The organism is Streptomyces sp. A2-16 (genome assembly GCF_018128905.1).
Lineage (GTDB): Bacteria > Actinomycetota > Actinomycetes > Streptomycetales > Streptomycetaceae > Streptomyces.
On the sequence record NZ_CP063808.1, the window covers coordinates 4223864 to 4239086 of the forward strand.

Genomic DNA, 15223 nt, shown 5'->3' on the forward strand with positions numbered 1-15223 from the left:
CGACGGGGCGGCGGACTCCACGGGACCGCCCCCTCGCCCGGGTGGGGGGCATCCGAGCCGGCCGCGAGGGGTTCCCGCACCGCAACCCTCCTCGTGGTCCGCACTCACGGCAGCAGGCCCTATCGGCGAGAGCACCGGCTACTGCTGGTCGGACGCGGCCGCGGTGAAGCGTGCCGCGAGTGCCGTGACCGCGGCACGTAGCTCTTCCCCGCCCTCGACACGGAAGGCGAACGGCAGCACCGCCAGCCATTCCTGCGCGTACATGGTGGGGTTGCGAGTGCTGCCGACCAACACGCAACCATCCCCGAGGGGTTCGAGCCGTCCCATGGGCGGCCGGATCCAGGGGGCCACCTCGGTCAGCGGGAGGTCGAACACCACGCGGGTGGGGAACTGCCATCCGAGGCCCAGGTTCTCCTCCAGCACCGCCACCGGGTCGAGATCCTCGGGTGGTTCGAACCCGCGCCCGGTTTGCTGGACGGCGCGGACCCGGTCGACCCGGTACGTGCGGATGGCGTCCGCGCGATGGGAGTGGCACAGCAGGTACCAGCGCCCGTAGCGGACGACGAGGGACCAGGGATCCACCTCCGCCTGCCACTCCTTGCCGGCCTCGCTGCGGTAGCTGACCACCACGGTGTGCCGGGCTGCGACGGCATCGACGAGTTCGCTGGTGACGGCCGGATCCGGACGGGTCGAGTACGGGTCCGGCGCGGCGGACGCGTATTCCCGCAGCATCGACGCATGGTGGCCGACCCTCTCCGGCAACGCCTTGACGACTTTTCCCAGGGCGGTGCCGACCAGGTCATCGGCATCGGCATCGGCTGCCGCCGGCTGGCCGCTGAGCACGGCCATCACCAGGCCGAGGGCCTCGGCCTGCGTGAAATGCACGGCGGGCAGCCTTGTCCCGCGCCCCAGCCGGTATCCGCCGTGCGGCCCTCGGGCCGACTCCACGGGGATGTCGGCCTCGCGGAGGATCCCGACGTATCGGCGCGCGGCTCGCTCCGTGACGCCCAGCCGCAGGGCGAGTTCACCGGCCGTCGTTCCGGGGCGCGCCTGGATGATCTCCAGGGCGCGCAGGGCTCGCGCGGTGGGGCTGAGATCGTTGGGCACGGAAGCAGGCTAGTCCGCTCCGCTGAGCTCCAGGGGCACAGGGGCACAGGCGCGCAGGGGCGCAGGAGCCCGAGGGAGCCCGAGGGAGTTCCGGCCCCGTGGTGAGAGCGGCCGGGCCGGCTCCCGGACCTGACCGCTGCGAGGACTTCGCCGGTGCGTCGGCTGGTCGCCGGACAAACCGGCAGTGGATTGTCCGGATCTCCTTCTACGGTGACATCCGTGAAGCAGAAGAAGGGGAACTGACCATGAACATCCTGCTCATCGGCGGCCTGTGGCTGAACGGATCCGTATGGGGCCGTGTCGCCTCCACGCTGGAGGCGCTCGGTCATCACCCGGTGCCGCTCACCCTCCCGGGCCAGGGAGCCGGCTTCGCGTCCGCCACGCTCGACGACCAGGTGGAGACCGTGCTCGCCGCCGTGGACGCGGCGCCCGGCAAGCTCATGGTGGTGGGGCATTCCGCCGCCTGCTCGCTGGCCTGGCTGGCCGCGGACCGGCGGCCGGAGCGGCTGGCCAAGGTCGCCCTCATCGGCGGTTTCCCGTCCTCCGACGGGCAGTTGTACGCCGACCTCTTCGAGGTGACGGACGGCGTCGTGCCCTTCCCCGGTTGGGGCCCGTTCGAGGGGCCGGACACCGCCGACCTCGACGACGAGGCCAGGCGAGGGCTGGCGGCTGCCGCGATCCCGGTGCCCGAGGGGGTGGCCAAGGGGGTGGTGCGGCTGGCGGACGACCGGCGGTTCGACGTCCCGGTCGTGCTGGTGTGCCCTGAGTTCACGCCCGCGCAGGCCCAGGAATGGATCGACGCCGGTGACGTCCCGGAGCTCGCCCGGGCCAAGCACGTCGACTTCGCCGACATCGACTCCGGCCATTGGCCCATGGTCTCCAAGCCGGATGAGCTGGGCCGGATCCTGGCCGAGGCGGCCAACGCGGCCTGAGGCGGCGGTTGTTCGGCAGGAGCACAACACATCGGTGCAGGGAGCGCATGGTTCCGACCAGCTGTCGCACACCCCGTCGGACTAAGATCTCCGCATGGCCCTGACTTTCAGTGACGTGGACCGGTTCGAGGCGGCCAGGCCGCGGCTGGAGGCCATCGCCTACCGCATGCTCGGCTCGGCGAGCGAGGCGGAAGACGCCGTACAGGAGACCTATCTGCGCTGGCAGGCCACCGATGTCGGACGCATCGAGGTGCCCGAGGCCTGGCTGACCAAGGTGCTCACCAACCTGTGCCTGAACCAGCTCACGTCTGCCCGGGCGCGCCGTGAGACCTACGTCGGCCAGTGGCTGCCGGAACCGCTGCTCGCAGGGGACCCGATGCTGGGCCCCGCGGAGACGGCCGAGCAGCGCGAGTCGGTGTCGTACGCCGTGATGGTCCTGCTGGAGCGGCTCTCGCCGAACGAGCGTGCCGTCTACGTATTGCGCGAGGCGTTCGCGTACTCCCACCGGGAGATCGCCGAGATCATGGACCTCAGCGAGGCGGCGAGCCAGCAGATCTTCCATCGTGCGAAGAAGCACGTGGCGCAGGGCAGGTCGAGGTCCGCTTCCGGCTCAGGCGGTGCTGGTGGCGCCCTCGCCGAGGGAGCCGTCCTCGGTGGTGTCTCGGGCGCGGTGGGGAGCGAGATCGACGAGGCGGCCGCACGCCGGATCGTCGAGGAGTTCCTCGCCGCGGCGACCAGCGGTCGGACCGAGCCGCTGATCAAGCTGCTCACCTCCGACGCCATCGCGGTCGGTGACGGCGGAGGGAAGGTGCCCGCCCGGGCCAGCGCCTTCGAGGGCGCACGCGCGGTGGCCACGTTCATGCGCGGCATGTTCAAGCCCGCCAAGTCCAAGCGGGACCTGGCCGGCGGTTCGCCGGACCTCTATGCCACCACGGTCAACGGCGGCCCCGCGGTCGTCGCGGTCGTCGACGGGCGGGTCTTCGGCATCATGTGCCTGGAGCCGACGCAGGAGGGCATCGTCGCGATCCGCAGCCAGGTCAACCCGGACAAGCTGGAGCGCGCGACGCGGCGGTGGGCGGCGGGCGATTTCGGTCCTCCGGTCATCGCCGAAGCCCTCTGAATCTTTGTGTGACGCAGGTCACTCTCCTGTTCTGTCAGGAATCCGCGGGCTGCCCGGTTCAAGGGGCGTGACCGGGCCAGAAGGCACCGGACCCGCACAGACAGGAGCAGGAGCATGCAGCACCGGATCATCGTCCTCGGCGCCGGCTACAGCGGAGCGATCGCGGCCGGCCGGCTCGCCAAGCGGCTGCGCCGCGAGGACGTCGCCATCACCCTCGTCAACGCCGAGCCCGACTTCGTCGAGCGGGTCCGGATGCACCAGCTGGCCGTCGGCCAGGACCTCAAGCCGCGCCCGCTGCGTGAGATGTTCGCCGGCACGGGTGTCGAGCTGAAGCTCGCGAAGGTCACCTCGATCGACGTGGACGGCAAGACGGTCGCGGTGGAGAGCGCCGAGGGCACGGCGGAACTGCCGTACGACACCCTCGTCTACGCCCTCGGCAGCGCCTGGAACGACCATGGCGTCCCGGGCGTCGCCGAGCACGCCCACCAGATCGCGAGCCGCCCCGGAGCGCTCCGGCTGCGGGAGCGGCTGTCCCGGCTGGCCGAGGGCGAGACGGTCCTCGTCGTGGGCGGCGGGCTGACCGGTCTGGAGTTCGTGACGGAGGTGGCCGAGGCCCGCCCCGACCTCGACGTCGTGCTCGCCGCGCGCGCTGAACTGGGCGACTGGCTGTCCCCGAAGGGCCGCGCCCACCTGCGCAAGGTCGTCGGCGGACTCGGCATCACCGTGCACGAGAACACCGCGGTGACCGCGGTCGAGGCGGACCGGGTCACCACCGCGGACGGTCGCACCATCCCGGCCGCCGTCACCGTCTGGACGACGGGCTTCGCGGTCCACCCGCTGGCCGCGGGCACGAGCCTCGAACTCGCCGACGACGGCCGGATCGTGGTCGACGCGACGATGCGTTCGCTCTCGCACCCGGACGTGTACGCGGTCGGCGACGCCGGTCACGCCCTGGGCAAGGGCGACAAGCCACTGCGCATGTCCTGCGCCTCGGGCACCCCCATGGCCTGGCAGGCAGCCGACTCCATCGCTGCCCGACTGACCGGCGGCAAGCTGCCCGACGTACCGCTGCGCTACTTCAACCAGTGCATTTCCCTCGGCCGCAAGGAGGGCCTGATCCAGTTCGTCACCGCCGACGACCGCGCCGTGGACCGGGCCCTGACCGGGCGCCTCGCGGCCCGCTACAAGGAGCTGATCTGCAAGGGCGCGGCCTGGAGCGTCGCCAACCCGACGCTGGGCGTTCCGGCGCGACGGCGACGGGTGGTGGCGGGCCAGGTGGCGTCGGAGGGGACGGCACGGGTGGCGGCGTGAGGAACGTGCCGCCGTGCGCACGGCACGGAAGCCTCATGCAGTGCGCACCGCACGAGACGCCGTGCGCACCGCACGGCGGTCTCGCGCGATGCGCACGGCGTCGGCGCCACTGCGCCGGGGAGTGCGCTCCGAGCCTCCTCGGGCGGTCAGCTCTTCGCGCGGCGGGCCAGGAGCACCGAGTCCTCTGCCTCCACCGGACCGGTGTCCCGCTTGAGCGTGCGGCTGCGCTGCTCCACCACCAGGGGCTCGAAGTCCTCCGGCAGGCCGGGAAGGAGTTCCGCGGCCAGGAACATCGCCTTGCGGTGGCTCTCCGACAGATGCGTGAACTCGTGGGACGGCGCGTGACCCACGACCAGCAGCAACCCGCCGGGGGCGACGGCCTCGGCGAGACGGCGGGTCACCTCGACCATGCCGCCGTCGGGCGCGTGGAGATAGTGGCTGGTGACCAGGTCGTACGAGCGGTCGCCGGCATCGAAGGTCCTGGCGTCCACCCGCCACCACTCGACCCGGTCGGCCACACCGGCCTGTTCCACGTGGTCGGCGGCGCGGGCGAGGCCCTCGGCCGAGAAATCGGCGCCGGTCACCCGCCAGCCCTGCCCGGCGAGCCAGACGACGTCACCGCCCTCGCCGCAGCCCACGTCGAGCGCGGTGCCCGGAGCGAGGTCACCGGCGGCGGCGACCAGCTGCGGATTGGGCTCGCCGCTCCAGTACCGCCCCTGCCCCGCGTACCGCTCGTCCCAGGCCGGCGGCTCGAACATCTCGGTGGCCGCCTGCTCGGCGTGTTCGCCGCTCGGACCGTGGTCGTGGTGTCCTGACACCGGATACCTCCCGTTGCTCGTGATGCCGTCGCCCCCGCTGCTCGTCCTGTCCTGTCCGGCGTGCGGGAGCGCGCTGTCGATGCTGCCCGGAGCCGCGCCGGTGCGCACACAAAGTTGCCGGACCAGCAAGCAGACGACCCGTGGGGGGACGCCGTTCCTCACACGAAGGCGCTCTGGCCGGTGATCGACTTGCCCACGATCAGGGTGTTCATCTCGCGGGTGCCCTCGAAGGAGTAGATCGCCTCGGCGTCGGCGAAGAAGCGGGCGATGTCGTGGTCGAGGAGGATTCCGTTGCCGCCGAAGATCTCACGGCTGAAGGCCACGACCTCCCGCATCCGGGAGGTGACGAACGCCTTGGCCAGGGCGGAGTGTTCGTCGCGGAAGATGCCAGCGTCCTGGAGCCGGGCGAGCTGGACGAGCATGCCCCAGGACGCGGTGATGTTGCCGAGGCTCTTGACCAGCAGGTCCTGCACGAGCTGGAAACCCCCGATGGGGCGGCCGAACTGGCGGCGCTCGCGGGCGTAGTCGAGGGCCAGTTCGTAGGCGCCGGTCATGACGCCCAGTGCCTGCCAGGCGACCCCGCTGCGGGTGGCACGCAGGATCTCCGCGACATCGCGGAAGGAGTTGATGTTCTGCAGGCGGTCGGCCTCCGGCACCCGGACGTCGGTCAGGGTGATCTCCGCGTTCTCCACGATGCGGAAGGCGACCTTGCCCTCGATCTTCACCGGGTCGAAGCCGGGCGTGCCCTTCTCGACGACGAAGCCCTTGACGTGGTTGTCGTCCACGTCCCGGGCCCACACCACGACAAGGTCGGCGAAGGTGGCGTTGCCGATCCACTTCTTGGCCCCGTTCAGAACCCAGGTGTCGCCCTCGCGCCGTGCGGTGGTGCGCATGCCGCCCGCCACGTCGGAGCCGCCGAGGGGCTCGGTCATCGCGAACGCGCCGATCTTGTCCATCGAGGCCATCGCGGGCAGCCAGCGGTCGCGCTGTTCCTGGCCGCCGCCGGAGTGGACGGAGTACATGGCCAGGCCGTTGTGGACGCCGAAGAAGGTGGACACCGAGGCGTCGGTGCGGGCCATCTCCATGGCGAGCGTGCCGGAGAGGAGGTTGCTGACGGCGGGCTTGTGCTCGCCGTAGCCCTCGTAGGGCAGGCCGGCGAGTCCGCTGTCACGGAACAGGCCGATGAGCTCGGTGGGGAACCGGTCCCTGGCCCAGTGGTCGTTGACCAGCGGCTTGACCTCGTCGCGCATGAGGGCGCGGGCCTTGAGGAGGATCTTGCGCTCGTCGTCCGGGAGCAGCGACTCGTAGTGGTAGAAGTCCGCGGTCAGTTCGCCGGTGAGGGGGCCGACGGGTGCGGTGGTCATTTCAGTTCTCCTCCTTGAAGGTGGCGTCCTTGTCGGTGCTGTCCTTGTCGGTGCTGTCCAGGGCGGAAAGGACTGCGAGTTGCTTGCGGTCGCGCGTCTCGGCGAGTTGCGAGTACATGGAGGAGCCGTAAGCCTTCTCTACGGCTTCGATGAGCCGTTCCTGCTGTTCCTCGCTCTGTGACGGGGTGCCGAGGCCCGCTCCCGTCCGCTGCATCGAGGCGCCGATGTGCTGGACGAGGTGTCGGTAGCCACCGGGGCCGCCGCCGAGGTGGGAGCCGAGGAAGGGGCCCACGGTGGCCCAGCGCAGGCCCAGTGAGTTGGTCATGACCTTGTCGAGGTCCTCGGGGGTCACGACGCCCTGCTCGACGAGATGCACGGCCTCGCGGCTGAGCGCGTTCTGGAGGCGGTTGCCGACGAAGCCGGGGATCTCCTTGCGCTCGACGACCGGGGTGCGTCCCACCGAGGTGTAGAAGTCGAGGGCCGCCCGCACGGTTTCCTCGCCGGTGCGTTCGCCGGGGACCACCTCCACGAGCGGGAGGAGGTGCGGCGGGTTGAAGGGGTGGCCGATCAGGACACGGGCGGCGTCGCCGTCGGACAGCTCGCCGGTGAACGCGGTCGAGGGGATCGCCGACGAGGAGCTCAGCAGGAGCGCGTGGGCGGGTGCCTCGCGGGTGAGGGTGGCGAACAGGTCCTTCTTGAACTCCAGCCGCTCCGGGCCGTTCTCCTGGACGACGTCCGCGTCCCGGACCGCTTCGGCGATGTCGGCGGCCACATGTACCCGTTCGTCCAGAGCGGCCACGTCCAGGCCGCGGGCGGCGAGGTGGGGCGCGTACTGGGCCAGGGCCTCCTTCACGGCCTCGGCGAGGTCCGGCCGGGGGTCGCTCACCCGGACGGTCAGCCCGTGTGCGGCGAACAGGGCCGTCCAGGACAGTCCGATGGTGCCGGCGCCGACGACGGCGGCCGTACGGAAGGTGCGGGTCATGACGCGACCCCCTTCAGGTAGTCGTGGACCGGTTCGACGCCCGCCAGCGTCAGGTCGGTGAGGATGTGGCTCGCGGCGACGACCTCCAGCACCGGCAGGTCGGCCAGGGGAGCGAGGACGTGCTGGAACAGCTGCAGCCGGGCGGGGCCGGTCCATGCCTGCTTGACGGTGACGTCGGTGATGCGGCTGCGGACGAGTTCCTGCACGCGCGGCAGACCGTCGTAGCCGGGGATCGTCTTGAGCATGAACGTCGGCACGGTGATCTGCGACTCGGCCTCGCGCAGGTCGAGTTCGTGGTGCTTGTAGCCCATGGTGGCGGTGGCGACCCGCAGTGCACCGTGGTCGAGGGTGCCGACGAGAGCGCCGGAGTCGATGTACAGCGCGGGGGAGCCGATGACCTTCGGGTAGGCGGAGACCTCGCGGCCGGAGGTGGTCGCCGGGAAGTTGTCGAGGAACATCGCGTGCAGGTACTCGCCCCGCTCGCCCTCGAACTCGACCGGGACGGCCTGTCCCGCCTCCGTGTAGGGGCCGTATCCGCTGACGTCGCCCATCTTCATCACTTCGAAGCGCACCAACGGCTCGTCGATACGCAGGGGTTCGGGGACGACGGCGCGCAGGGCGTCGGGGTCGGTGCGGTAGACGATGTTGAGGTACTCGCGGTCGGTGAACCGTGGGACCGTCGGCGCGTAGGCGGGGCTGGTGAGCGGGGTGGTGAGGTGCTGTCGTACCTCTTCGGTCCTCATGTCCTCACCGTCCCGTCCACTGCGCGGGGCGGCGTTCGGCGAAGGCGGTCATGCCCTCGCGTACGTCGTCGGAGGCCATCAGGGTCTTCATCTGCGTGCGCTGGTAGGCGAAGGCCTCGGAGTCGGGGGCGCCGTCGGCGGCGCGGACCACCCGCTTGACCGCGGCGAGGGCGAGCGGGGCGTTCTCCGCCAGCCGCTGGGCAAGGCGCAGGGCCTCGGCGACGGCCTGTCCGCGCGCGGTGACCCGGTTGGCGAGGCCCAGTTCGCCGGCGCGACGGCCGTCGACGGGCTCGCCGGTGAGCAGGAACTCCATGGCGAGGTGGTGGGGGATGCGCTTGGGCAGTCGGATCACGCCACCGCCCGCGGCGATGAGTCCGCGCTTGACCTCGGGCAGGCCGAACCGGGCGTCCTCGGCGGTGACGATCAGATCGCAGGCCAGGGCCAGTTCGAAGCCGCCGCCCATGGCGAAGCCCTCCACGGCGGCGATCAGGGGCTTGCCGGGCGCGGCCTCGGTCAGACCGCCGAAGCCGCGGCCCTCGATCTCGGGTGACTCGCCGCGCAGGGCCGCCTTGAGGTCCATTCCGGCGCTGAACGTGCCGCCCTCGCCGGTCAGGACGCCGGCCCGCAGGTCGGGGTCGGCCTCCAACTCGTCGAGAGCAGCTGCCAGTTGGGCGGCGACGGCCGCGTCGACGGCGTTGCGGGCCTCGGGGCGGTCGAGGGTGATGAGAAGGGTGGAGCCGATGCGTTCGGTGCGGACGAGGGGAGGTGTGATGCTGTTCATGGGTGCTGCTCCTGCGCTGCTCAGCGGGTGGTGGCGGCGAGCTCGGCGAGGACGTCGTCGGTGTCCTGGCCCATGACCGGTGCCAGACGGCGGATCGAGCCGGGCGTCGCGGAGAAGCGCACCGGGATGCCGACGGTGCGGATGGTGCCCTCGGTCGGGTGCTCGGTGGTGTCGAGGAGGTGGCCGTCCTGGACGTACGGGTCCTCGTGCGCGCGGTCCAGTTCCAGTACCGGGGCCATCGGGATGCTGTGCTTGGCGCACACCTCCGCCCACTCCTCGGTGGTCAGCGCCGGGGCGCAGGCCTCCAGCAGCGCGGCCAGGTCCTCGTGGTCGGCGCTGTCGATGGCGTCCGCGTTGACCCTCGGGTCCTCGGCGAGGTCCGGGCGTCCCGCGGCGGTGAAGAAGTCCCGGTAGTTGTGCGGGTTGTACGGCATGACGCAGGCCAGGCCGTCCTTGGTGCGCACGGCCTTGTGGCCCTTGAGCATCGACAGGCCGAAACCGGTGGGGCCCGTCTCGGGTACATGGGTGTGGCCCGCCAGGTGCTCGACCAGGTTGAACGCGATCAACGTGTCCGTCATCGGGATCTCGACGAGCTGGCCCTTGCCGGTGCGGCCGCGGTGCAGCAGCGCCGCGAGCACGCTGTAGGCGATGGTCAGTGAGGAGACCTTGTCGCCGATGATGGTGGGCAGGTAGACGGGCTCGCCCAGTGCGCGGTCGGCGATGTCGACCAGACCGGAGGCGGCCTGCACGGTCTCGTCGTACGCGGCGTTGCCGGCCCGGTCGGAGTCGCTGCGGAAGCCCTGGGCGTGTGCGTAGACGAGGCCGGGATTGCGGTCGGCGATGTCGTCGTAGGACAGGCCCAGGCGGTGCAGTGCGCCGGGCCGCATGTTGGTGATCAGCACGTCCGCGGTGTCGATCAGCCGCAGGGCTCGCGCGTGGTCCGTGTCGTCCTTGAGGTTGAGGGACACGCTGCGCTTGTTGCGGTTGACGTTGAGGTTCAGCGGGGTCATGCCCGGCGTGGTGCGGTAGTGACCGTTGCGCACGGTGTCGGCGGGGGACTCGATCTTGATCACGTCGGCGCCCAGGTCTCCGAGGATCTGGGCGGCGTAGGGGCCCATCACGACGGTCGAGAGGTCGATCACCCGCAGACCTTCCAGAGGGCCGGTGGCAGTGTCCGTGAAATCCGTCATGGCTTTTCCTTCACTCCTTGCATCGCCCTATATGTGTATCTGGAAACTAAATTAGTCCGCGGGGCGGTGAATGGAAAGTCGATGGAGTGACCGAATAAAGAAAGGCGGTATGACCGCAGTGGTCATACCGCCGATTGTGCAGATTCTATGACGGTTATGAGTGGAGTGGTTGAGCGAACACTTCGCGCGCCACGGACACGACTTCGTCCAGGTCGCCGCCCTGGCCTCGATCCTTTCGCCAGATCAGCCCGGTCTCCAGCCTCGGATGGAAGTCGGAGAAGGGCAGGACGGTCACATTGTCGAGACGGTATTTGTGAGTGGGGCTCCCGGGGTCCAGCATGGAAATGGAGAATGCCAGTCCGCTGGACACTATCTCGGAAATTCCCTCGAAGGTTGATCCCCTGATTTCGATGCGTTTCCTAATGCCGAGTTCCGAGAGCTGCTGGTCGAGTCCGCGGAAGTACGCGGTGGTCGCGGCCGTGGGGGAGGCGACGTAGGAGAGTTCCGCCAGTTCCGCCAGCGCGACGCGCTCGCGTCCCTCGAAGCGGTCCCGGGGCAGGACCGCGCCGAGCCGCTCCGACATCACCGGCAGCACTTCCAGGGCGGGGTCGCCGCCGGCCGGGAGGCGGGCCAGGGTCATCGCGAGCCTGCCGTCCACCACCGCGTCGACGAGGCGGTCGGTGCCTCCCGGCCAGCGCTTGATGTCGAACCGGTCGCCCGCCCGCGCTGCCAGCGCATCCATCCGCTCGCGCAGGTCCGGATGGATGCCGCTCGGCACACCGAGCAGCAGGGTGGTCCGACGCGGCCGGGCCGTCTCGTCCAGACGCCACCGGATGGAGTCGACCTGCTCCAGCACACCCCGCGCGATGGGCAACAAGGTGCTGCCGGCCTGGGTGAGCGTCACATGGTGGGTGTCGCGGTCGAACAGCCGGTGCCCGAGTTCGTTCTCGAGGTCCTTGATCCGTCTGCTCAGCGGGGAGGCCGCCATGTGCAGCTTGCGGGCCGCGGTGGAGAAGTTCAGTTCCTGGGCGACGGCGACGAAGTAACGCAGATGCAGGAGTTCCACGATGCCCACCGTAAAGGCCTGGTGGGAGCGTCAGCACGACCGCACTGCCGATCCGGTCACCGCCCGGTGCGTCGCGGTGGACTCTGGTCGACCCCTGCCGCCGTCGGGCAGCTCGGACAGTTGTTCCGGTACCGCGGGGGCGAGAATGGACCCTGCGAGCAACTGGCTTTTGCACGTGCCTTGTTGCGCGTGTCGCCGACCGTGGTGGGGCACAGTGCGTTGGAGCCTGAGAGCATGACCGACCCGACTCAGGACCCCCGCTTCCTGCAGGACCCCTACCCCACCTATGCGGCCATGCGGTCCAGTTGCCCCGTGCAGCCCCTGCCCACCGGGTCCGGTGGTCACCCCGGCTACGTGGTCACCGGCTACGCGGAAGCCCGGGAAGCCCTCGGCGACGCTCGGCTCTCGAAGGACACGGCCGCGTTCTTCGCGGGCAAAAAGTCACGCCGTCGTCTGCACCCGGCGGTGGCGCACACCATGCTGGCCACCGATCCACCCCGGCACACCCGGCTGCGCAAGTTGGTGACCAAGGCGTTCACGAACGGAGCCGTCGCGCAGCTGCGTCCGTTCATCGCTCGCGTCACCGACGAGTTGCTGGATCAGTGGCCCGTCGGCGAACGGTTCGACTTCGTGGCCGCCCTGGCGGTACCGCTGCCGGTCATCGTGATCTGCGAACTGCTCGGAGTCCCTGCGGGAGATCGGCCCGCCGTCCGGCGCTGGTCCGGAGAGCTGTTCGCGGCAGGCAGGCCCGACGTCATCGACGCGGCCTCGCATTCCATGGCCGACTACATGACGGGCCTCGTCGCCGCCAAACGCCTGGACCCCGGTGACTGCTTCCTCGACCGACTCATCGCGGCGCGCGACGGAGCGGAGCGTCTGAGCGAGGAGGAACTGGTCTCCCTGGCGGTACTGCTGCTCGTGGCCGGGCACGAGACCACCACCAACTTCCTGGGCAACGCCGCCCTGGCACTGCTGCAGCGCCCCGCCGAGCTGGACCGCCTTCGGCAGGATCCGGACGACGTCCCGGCCGTGCTGGACGAGCTGCTCCGGTTCGATTCCCCCGTCAGTACGGCCACATTCCGGTACACGACGGAGGCGGTCACGCTCGGCGGTGTCGACATCCCTGCGGGGGTGCCGGTACTGGTCGCTCTCGGCGCGGCCAACCGCGACCCCGTGCGGTTCCCGTCGCCGGACCTGCTCGACCTGGACCGGGACGCCGCCGCCCATCTCGGCTTCGGCCACGGCATCCACCGCTGCGTCGGCGCGCCCCTGGCCAAGGCGGAGGCGGAGATCGCCCTGCGAGCGGTGCTGACGCGCTTCCCCGGCATCCGGCTCGCGGTACCGTCCGACCGACTGCAATGGCGGCGCACTCGCCTTGTCCGCGGACTCGCGGCGCTTCCCGTCGTGGTGTAGCCGGTGGGCACACGGGATCTCTGGGTGCCCGCCGAAGCAGGCGCCGACGCCGGAGTCCGCGGAAGGCGGCCCTGCGCGGGGCCTGCCTGCCGAGGACTCCGGCGGATCGGCTCGGCGGACGCGGCCGAGGACTCCGGCGGATCGGCTCAGCGGACGCGGATGAAGACCACGTCGTAACCGCTGTTCGTGGAACGGGACTTGACGTAGACGCCGTCACCGCCGCCGTTGGGGTTGCCCGTGTTGCCCTCGACGGTGGTGAACGAAGACCCGGACACGGTGCGCACGATGCCTATGTGCTCGTGGCCGCCGGTGAAGTCGCTTCCGCCGTCCCAGTCGAAGGCCACGATGTCACCCGGCTGCGGGCTGGTCGTCACGGAGAGGTGGTAGTTGCCGGCCCGCGCCTGCTTGACCCAGCCCGAGACGTAGGTGTTGCGGTAGGAGGTGGCTCCGGTCTGCTTGGCCACCCAGCTCACGAAGGTCGCGCACCAGGCGTAGTTGCTGGTGGACAGCGAAAGCCCCACGGCCGAGCCGTAGCTGTTCGCACGGGCGCTGCCCTCGACCGTACCGGCCTCGGCCGCAGCCACATCGAGGATCTTGGCGTAACCGCCACCGGGCGCGGGCGACGACGGCGGGGTGACCGCGCCGTACAGGGCCGCCTTGGTGTTCGGTCCCACCTGACCGTCGACGGAGAGGCCCTTCTCGGCCTGGAAGTCCCTGACGGCGCTGTTGGTGAGCGGACCGAAGTCGCCGTCGACGGCGAGATCGGCGCCATGGTGGTTGAGCAGGCTCTGCAACTCGGTGACGCAGCCGCTGCGCTGGCCCTGCACGATCTCGTTCGGGCAGGAGGCGGAGTTCAGGTTGATCGGCGCGGGCGCGCCGTTGCCGCCGCCACCGCCGATGTTCGCGTACAGGGCGGCCTTGGTGTTCGGGCCGACCTGACCGTCGGCGCTGAGGCCGCTCGCGGACTGGAACGCCTTGACGGCCGCCAGCGTCTGCGGGCCGAAGCTGCCGTCGACGTCGAGGTGGTACCCCTTGCCGTTCAGCAGGGACTGCAGCGTGGCGACGCACCCGCCGCTCTGCCCCTCGACGATGTTCGCCGGGCAGGACGCCGACCTCAGGTCCAGGCCCGTCGACGGTGACTCGTCGGTGTCGTACAACTCGCGCTTGGTGTTGGTGCCGACCTGACCGTCGACCGAGAGGCCGTGGGCGGACTGGAAGCTGCGGACGGCACTCGCGGTCCCGGCGCCGAAGTCGCCGTCCACGTCGACCACGTAGCCGTGGTGGATCAGCAGCCGCTGGAGCTCGGTGACGCAGCCGCCCTTGGCGCCCTGCACGAGGTTCGCTGGGCACGAGGAGGAGTTGAGGTTGATGGGGGCGGGTGCCGAGCCGCCGGTCGCGTACAGCTTGCTCTTGGTCGCGGGGCCCACCCGCCCGTCCACCGCGATGGCGGTGGCGGCCTGGTACTCGCGGACCGCGTAGAGCGTGGCCGCGCCGAACTGCCCGTCCACCTGCAGACCGGCGCCGTGCGCGTTGAGCAGGTTCTGCAACTCCGTGACACAGCCGCTCGTCTGGCCCTGCACGATCTCGTTGGGGCAGGAAGCGGACGTCAGCCTGATCGGGGCCGGCGCCGCGGACGCCGGGCCGGCACCGAGCAGCATGCCGGCCGAGATCATCGCAGCGGTGGCCGCGAAGGTCCCGACGCGGATCCGCCAGCCCTGCCCGGTGCGGTGCGCGGACCGGTGCGGTGGATTCGTGTCCTCGGTGCGAACGGGGTCGGTGCGAACGGGGAATGTGAGTCTTCCCATGGCGGCGAGGTCCTCCTTCTTGAGGCGAGCGGGGGGGGGGGAACACTTCCGCGGCCCGCCCTTGCCGACAAGGACGGGCCGCGGTCGGTCACTGCACGATCCGCCCGGCCGGGCGGATCGCACGGGTCCGGCACGTCGTGACGGTCAGGCGGCGAAGCGCTTGAACGCCGCCTTGGTGCCCGATCCGGCGATGCCGTCGATGGCGCCCGTGTAGCCGTAGCTGTCCTTCAGCAGGCGCTGCAGCGCCTTGATGGTGTTGGGGCCCGGGTCCCCGTCGATGTCGCCCGTGTAGCCCCAGTACGTGGCGAGGCACCGCTGGAACGCCTTCCAGCTGTTGGTGCCCAGCTGACCGTCGATGGCGCCCGTGTAGCCCCAGTGGTCCGCGAGGAAGTCCTGGACGTTCTTGGCCTCGGCCGCGGTCAGACCGAAGTTCTGCGTCGCGGCCACGGCGGCGGGCTGGGCCACCGCGGTCGTCCCCGCCGTGGTCGCGGGGGCCGCGAAGCTGGTTCCCGCGGTTGCCACGCTGCCGGCGGCGAGGCCGACAACGGCGGTGAGTCCGGCGATGGTCCTGCCCAGAGCGTTCGGTCGCAT

The 15223-nt window shown here is 70.6% G+C and carries 14 protein-coding genes; 4 read left to right on the forward strand and 10 right to left on the reverse strand.

The features are described from left to right. Nucleotides 1-138: 138 nt before the first annotated feature. Entirely contained in the window at nucleotides 139-1107 is a 969-nt protein-coding gene (locus IOD14_RS19035) for a WYL domain-containing protein (RefSeq protein WP_123993284.1), read from the reverse strand. Between the two features lie 245 nt (nucleotides 1108-1352). Here IOD14_RS19035 and IOD14_RS19040 point away from each other — a divergent pair, with 245 nt between their 5' ends. From IOD14_RS19040 to IOD14_RS19050, 3 genes are all read left to right on the forward strand, one after another. Further along, on the forward strand, nucleotides 1353-2039 hold the full coding sequence (locus IOD14_RS19040; protein WP_212670861.1) for an alpha/beta hydrolase: 687 nt from the start codon (nucleotides 1353-1355) through the stop codon (nucleotides 2037-2039). A 94-nt stretch (nucleotides 2040-2133) separates the two neighbouring features. Beyond that, the gene (locus IOD14_RS19045) at nucleotides 2134-3159 is read left to right on the forward strand and encodes a sigma-70 family RNA polymerase sigma factor (protein WP_123993282.1); all 1026 of its coding nucleotides are present in this window, start codon (nucleotides 2134-2136) and stop codon (nucleotides 3157-3159) included. 114 nt (nucleotides 3160-3273) lie between these two features. Further along, nucleotides 3274-4470 carry an FAD-dependent oxidoreductase gene (locus tag IOD14_RS19050; protein ID WP_212670862.1) on the forward strand — a complete coding sequence of 399 codons (1197 nt, stop codon included), beginning with the start codon at nucleotides 3274-3276 and terminating at the stop codon, nucleotides 4468-4470. A 146-nt stretch (nucleotides 4471-4616) separates the two neighbouring features. On the opposite strand, the gene IOD14_RS19055 is transcribed toward IOD14_RS19050, so the two are convergent. The 7 genes from IOD14_RS19055 to IOD14_RS19085 form a co-directional block, all read right to left on the reverse strand. After that, nucleotides 4617-5288: a class I SAM-dependent methyltransferase gene (locus tag IOD14_RS19055; RefSeq protein ID WP_123993280.1), complete on the reverse strand. Its 672-nt coding sequence runs from the start codon at nucleotides 5286-5288 to the stop codon at nucleotides 4617-4619. A gap of 158 nt (nucleotides 5289-5446) precedes the next feature. Beyond that, nucleotides 5447-6652, reverse strand: coding sequence for an acyl-CoA dehydrogenase family protein (locus tag IOD14_RS19060; RefSeq protein ID WP_212670863.1), 1206 nt, complete (start codon nucleotides 6650-6652; stop codon nucleotides 5447-5449). A gap of 1 nt (nucleotide 6653) precedes the next feature. Beyond that, nucleotides 6654-7634, reverse strand: a complete 981-nt coding sequence (locus IOD14_RS19065) for a 3-hydroxyacyl-CoA dehydrogenase NAD-binding domain-containing protein (RefSeq protein ID WP_212670864.1) — start codon at nucleotides 7632-7634, stop codon at nucleotides 6654-6656. After that, nucleotides 7631-8377 carry an acetoacetate decarboxylase gene (locus tag IOD14_RS19070; RefSeq protein ID WP_123993277.1) on the reverse strand — a complete coding sequence of 249 codons (747 nt, stop codon included), beginning with the start codon at nucleotides 8375-8377 and terminating at the stop codon, nucleotides 7631-7633. Before IOD14_RS19070 ends, IOD14_RS19065 begins: the two co-directional genes overlap by 4 nt. A 4-nt stretch (nucleotides 8378-8381) precedes the next feature. Further along, nucleotides 8382-9158 (reverse strand): crotonase/enoyl-CoA hydratase family protein, encoded by a 777-nt coding sequence (locus IOD14_RS19075; protein ID WP_123993276.1) that lies wholly within the window; start codon nucleotides 9156-9158, stop codon nucleotides 8382-8384. A gap of 20 nt (nucleotides 9159-9178) precedes the next feature. Then, entirely contained in the window at nucleotides 9179-10348 is a 1170-nt protein-coding gene (locus IOD14_RS19080) for a CoA transferase (RefSeq protein ID WP_212670865.1), read from the reverse strand. Between the two features lie 154 nt (nucleotides 10349-10502). Next, nucleotides 10503-11414 carry a LysR family transcriptional regulator gene (locus tag IOD14_RS19085; protein ID WP_212670866.1) on the reverse strand — a complete coding sequence of 304 codons (912 nt, stop codon included), beginning with the start codon at nucleotides 11412-11414 and terminating at the stop codon, nucleotides 10503-10505. Between the two features lie 234 nt (nucleotides 11415-11648). Between IOD14_RS19085 and IOD14_RS19090 the strand changes: the two genes are divergently transcribed. Then, nucleotides 11649-12827 carry a cytochrome P450 gene (locus tag IOD14_RS19090; protein ID WP_212670867.1) on the forward strand — a complete coding sequence of 393 codons (1179 nt, stop codon included), beginning with the start codon at nucleotides 11649-11651 and terminating at the stop codon, nucleotides 12825-12827. 146 nt (nucleotides 12828-12973) lie between these two features. On the opposite strand, the gene IOD14_RS19095 is transcribed toward IOD14_RS19090, so the two are convergent. After that, a complete protein-coding gene (locus IOD14_RS19095; RefSeq protein WP_212670868.1) occupies nucleotides 12974-14632 on the reverse strand; it encodes a peptidoglycan-binding protein in 1659 nt (552 codons plus the stop codon). A 144-nt stretch (nucleotides 14633-14776) separates the two neighbouring features. Next, complete coding sequence (locus IOD14_RS19100; protein ID WP_212670869.1) at nucleotides 14777-15223, reverse strand: peptidoglycan-binding domain-containing protein; 447 nt, start codon at nucleotides 15221-15223, stop codon at nucleotides 14777-14779.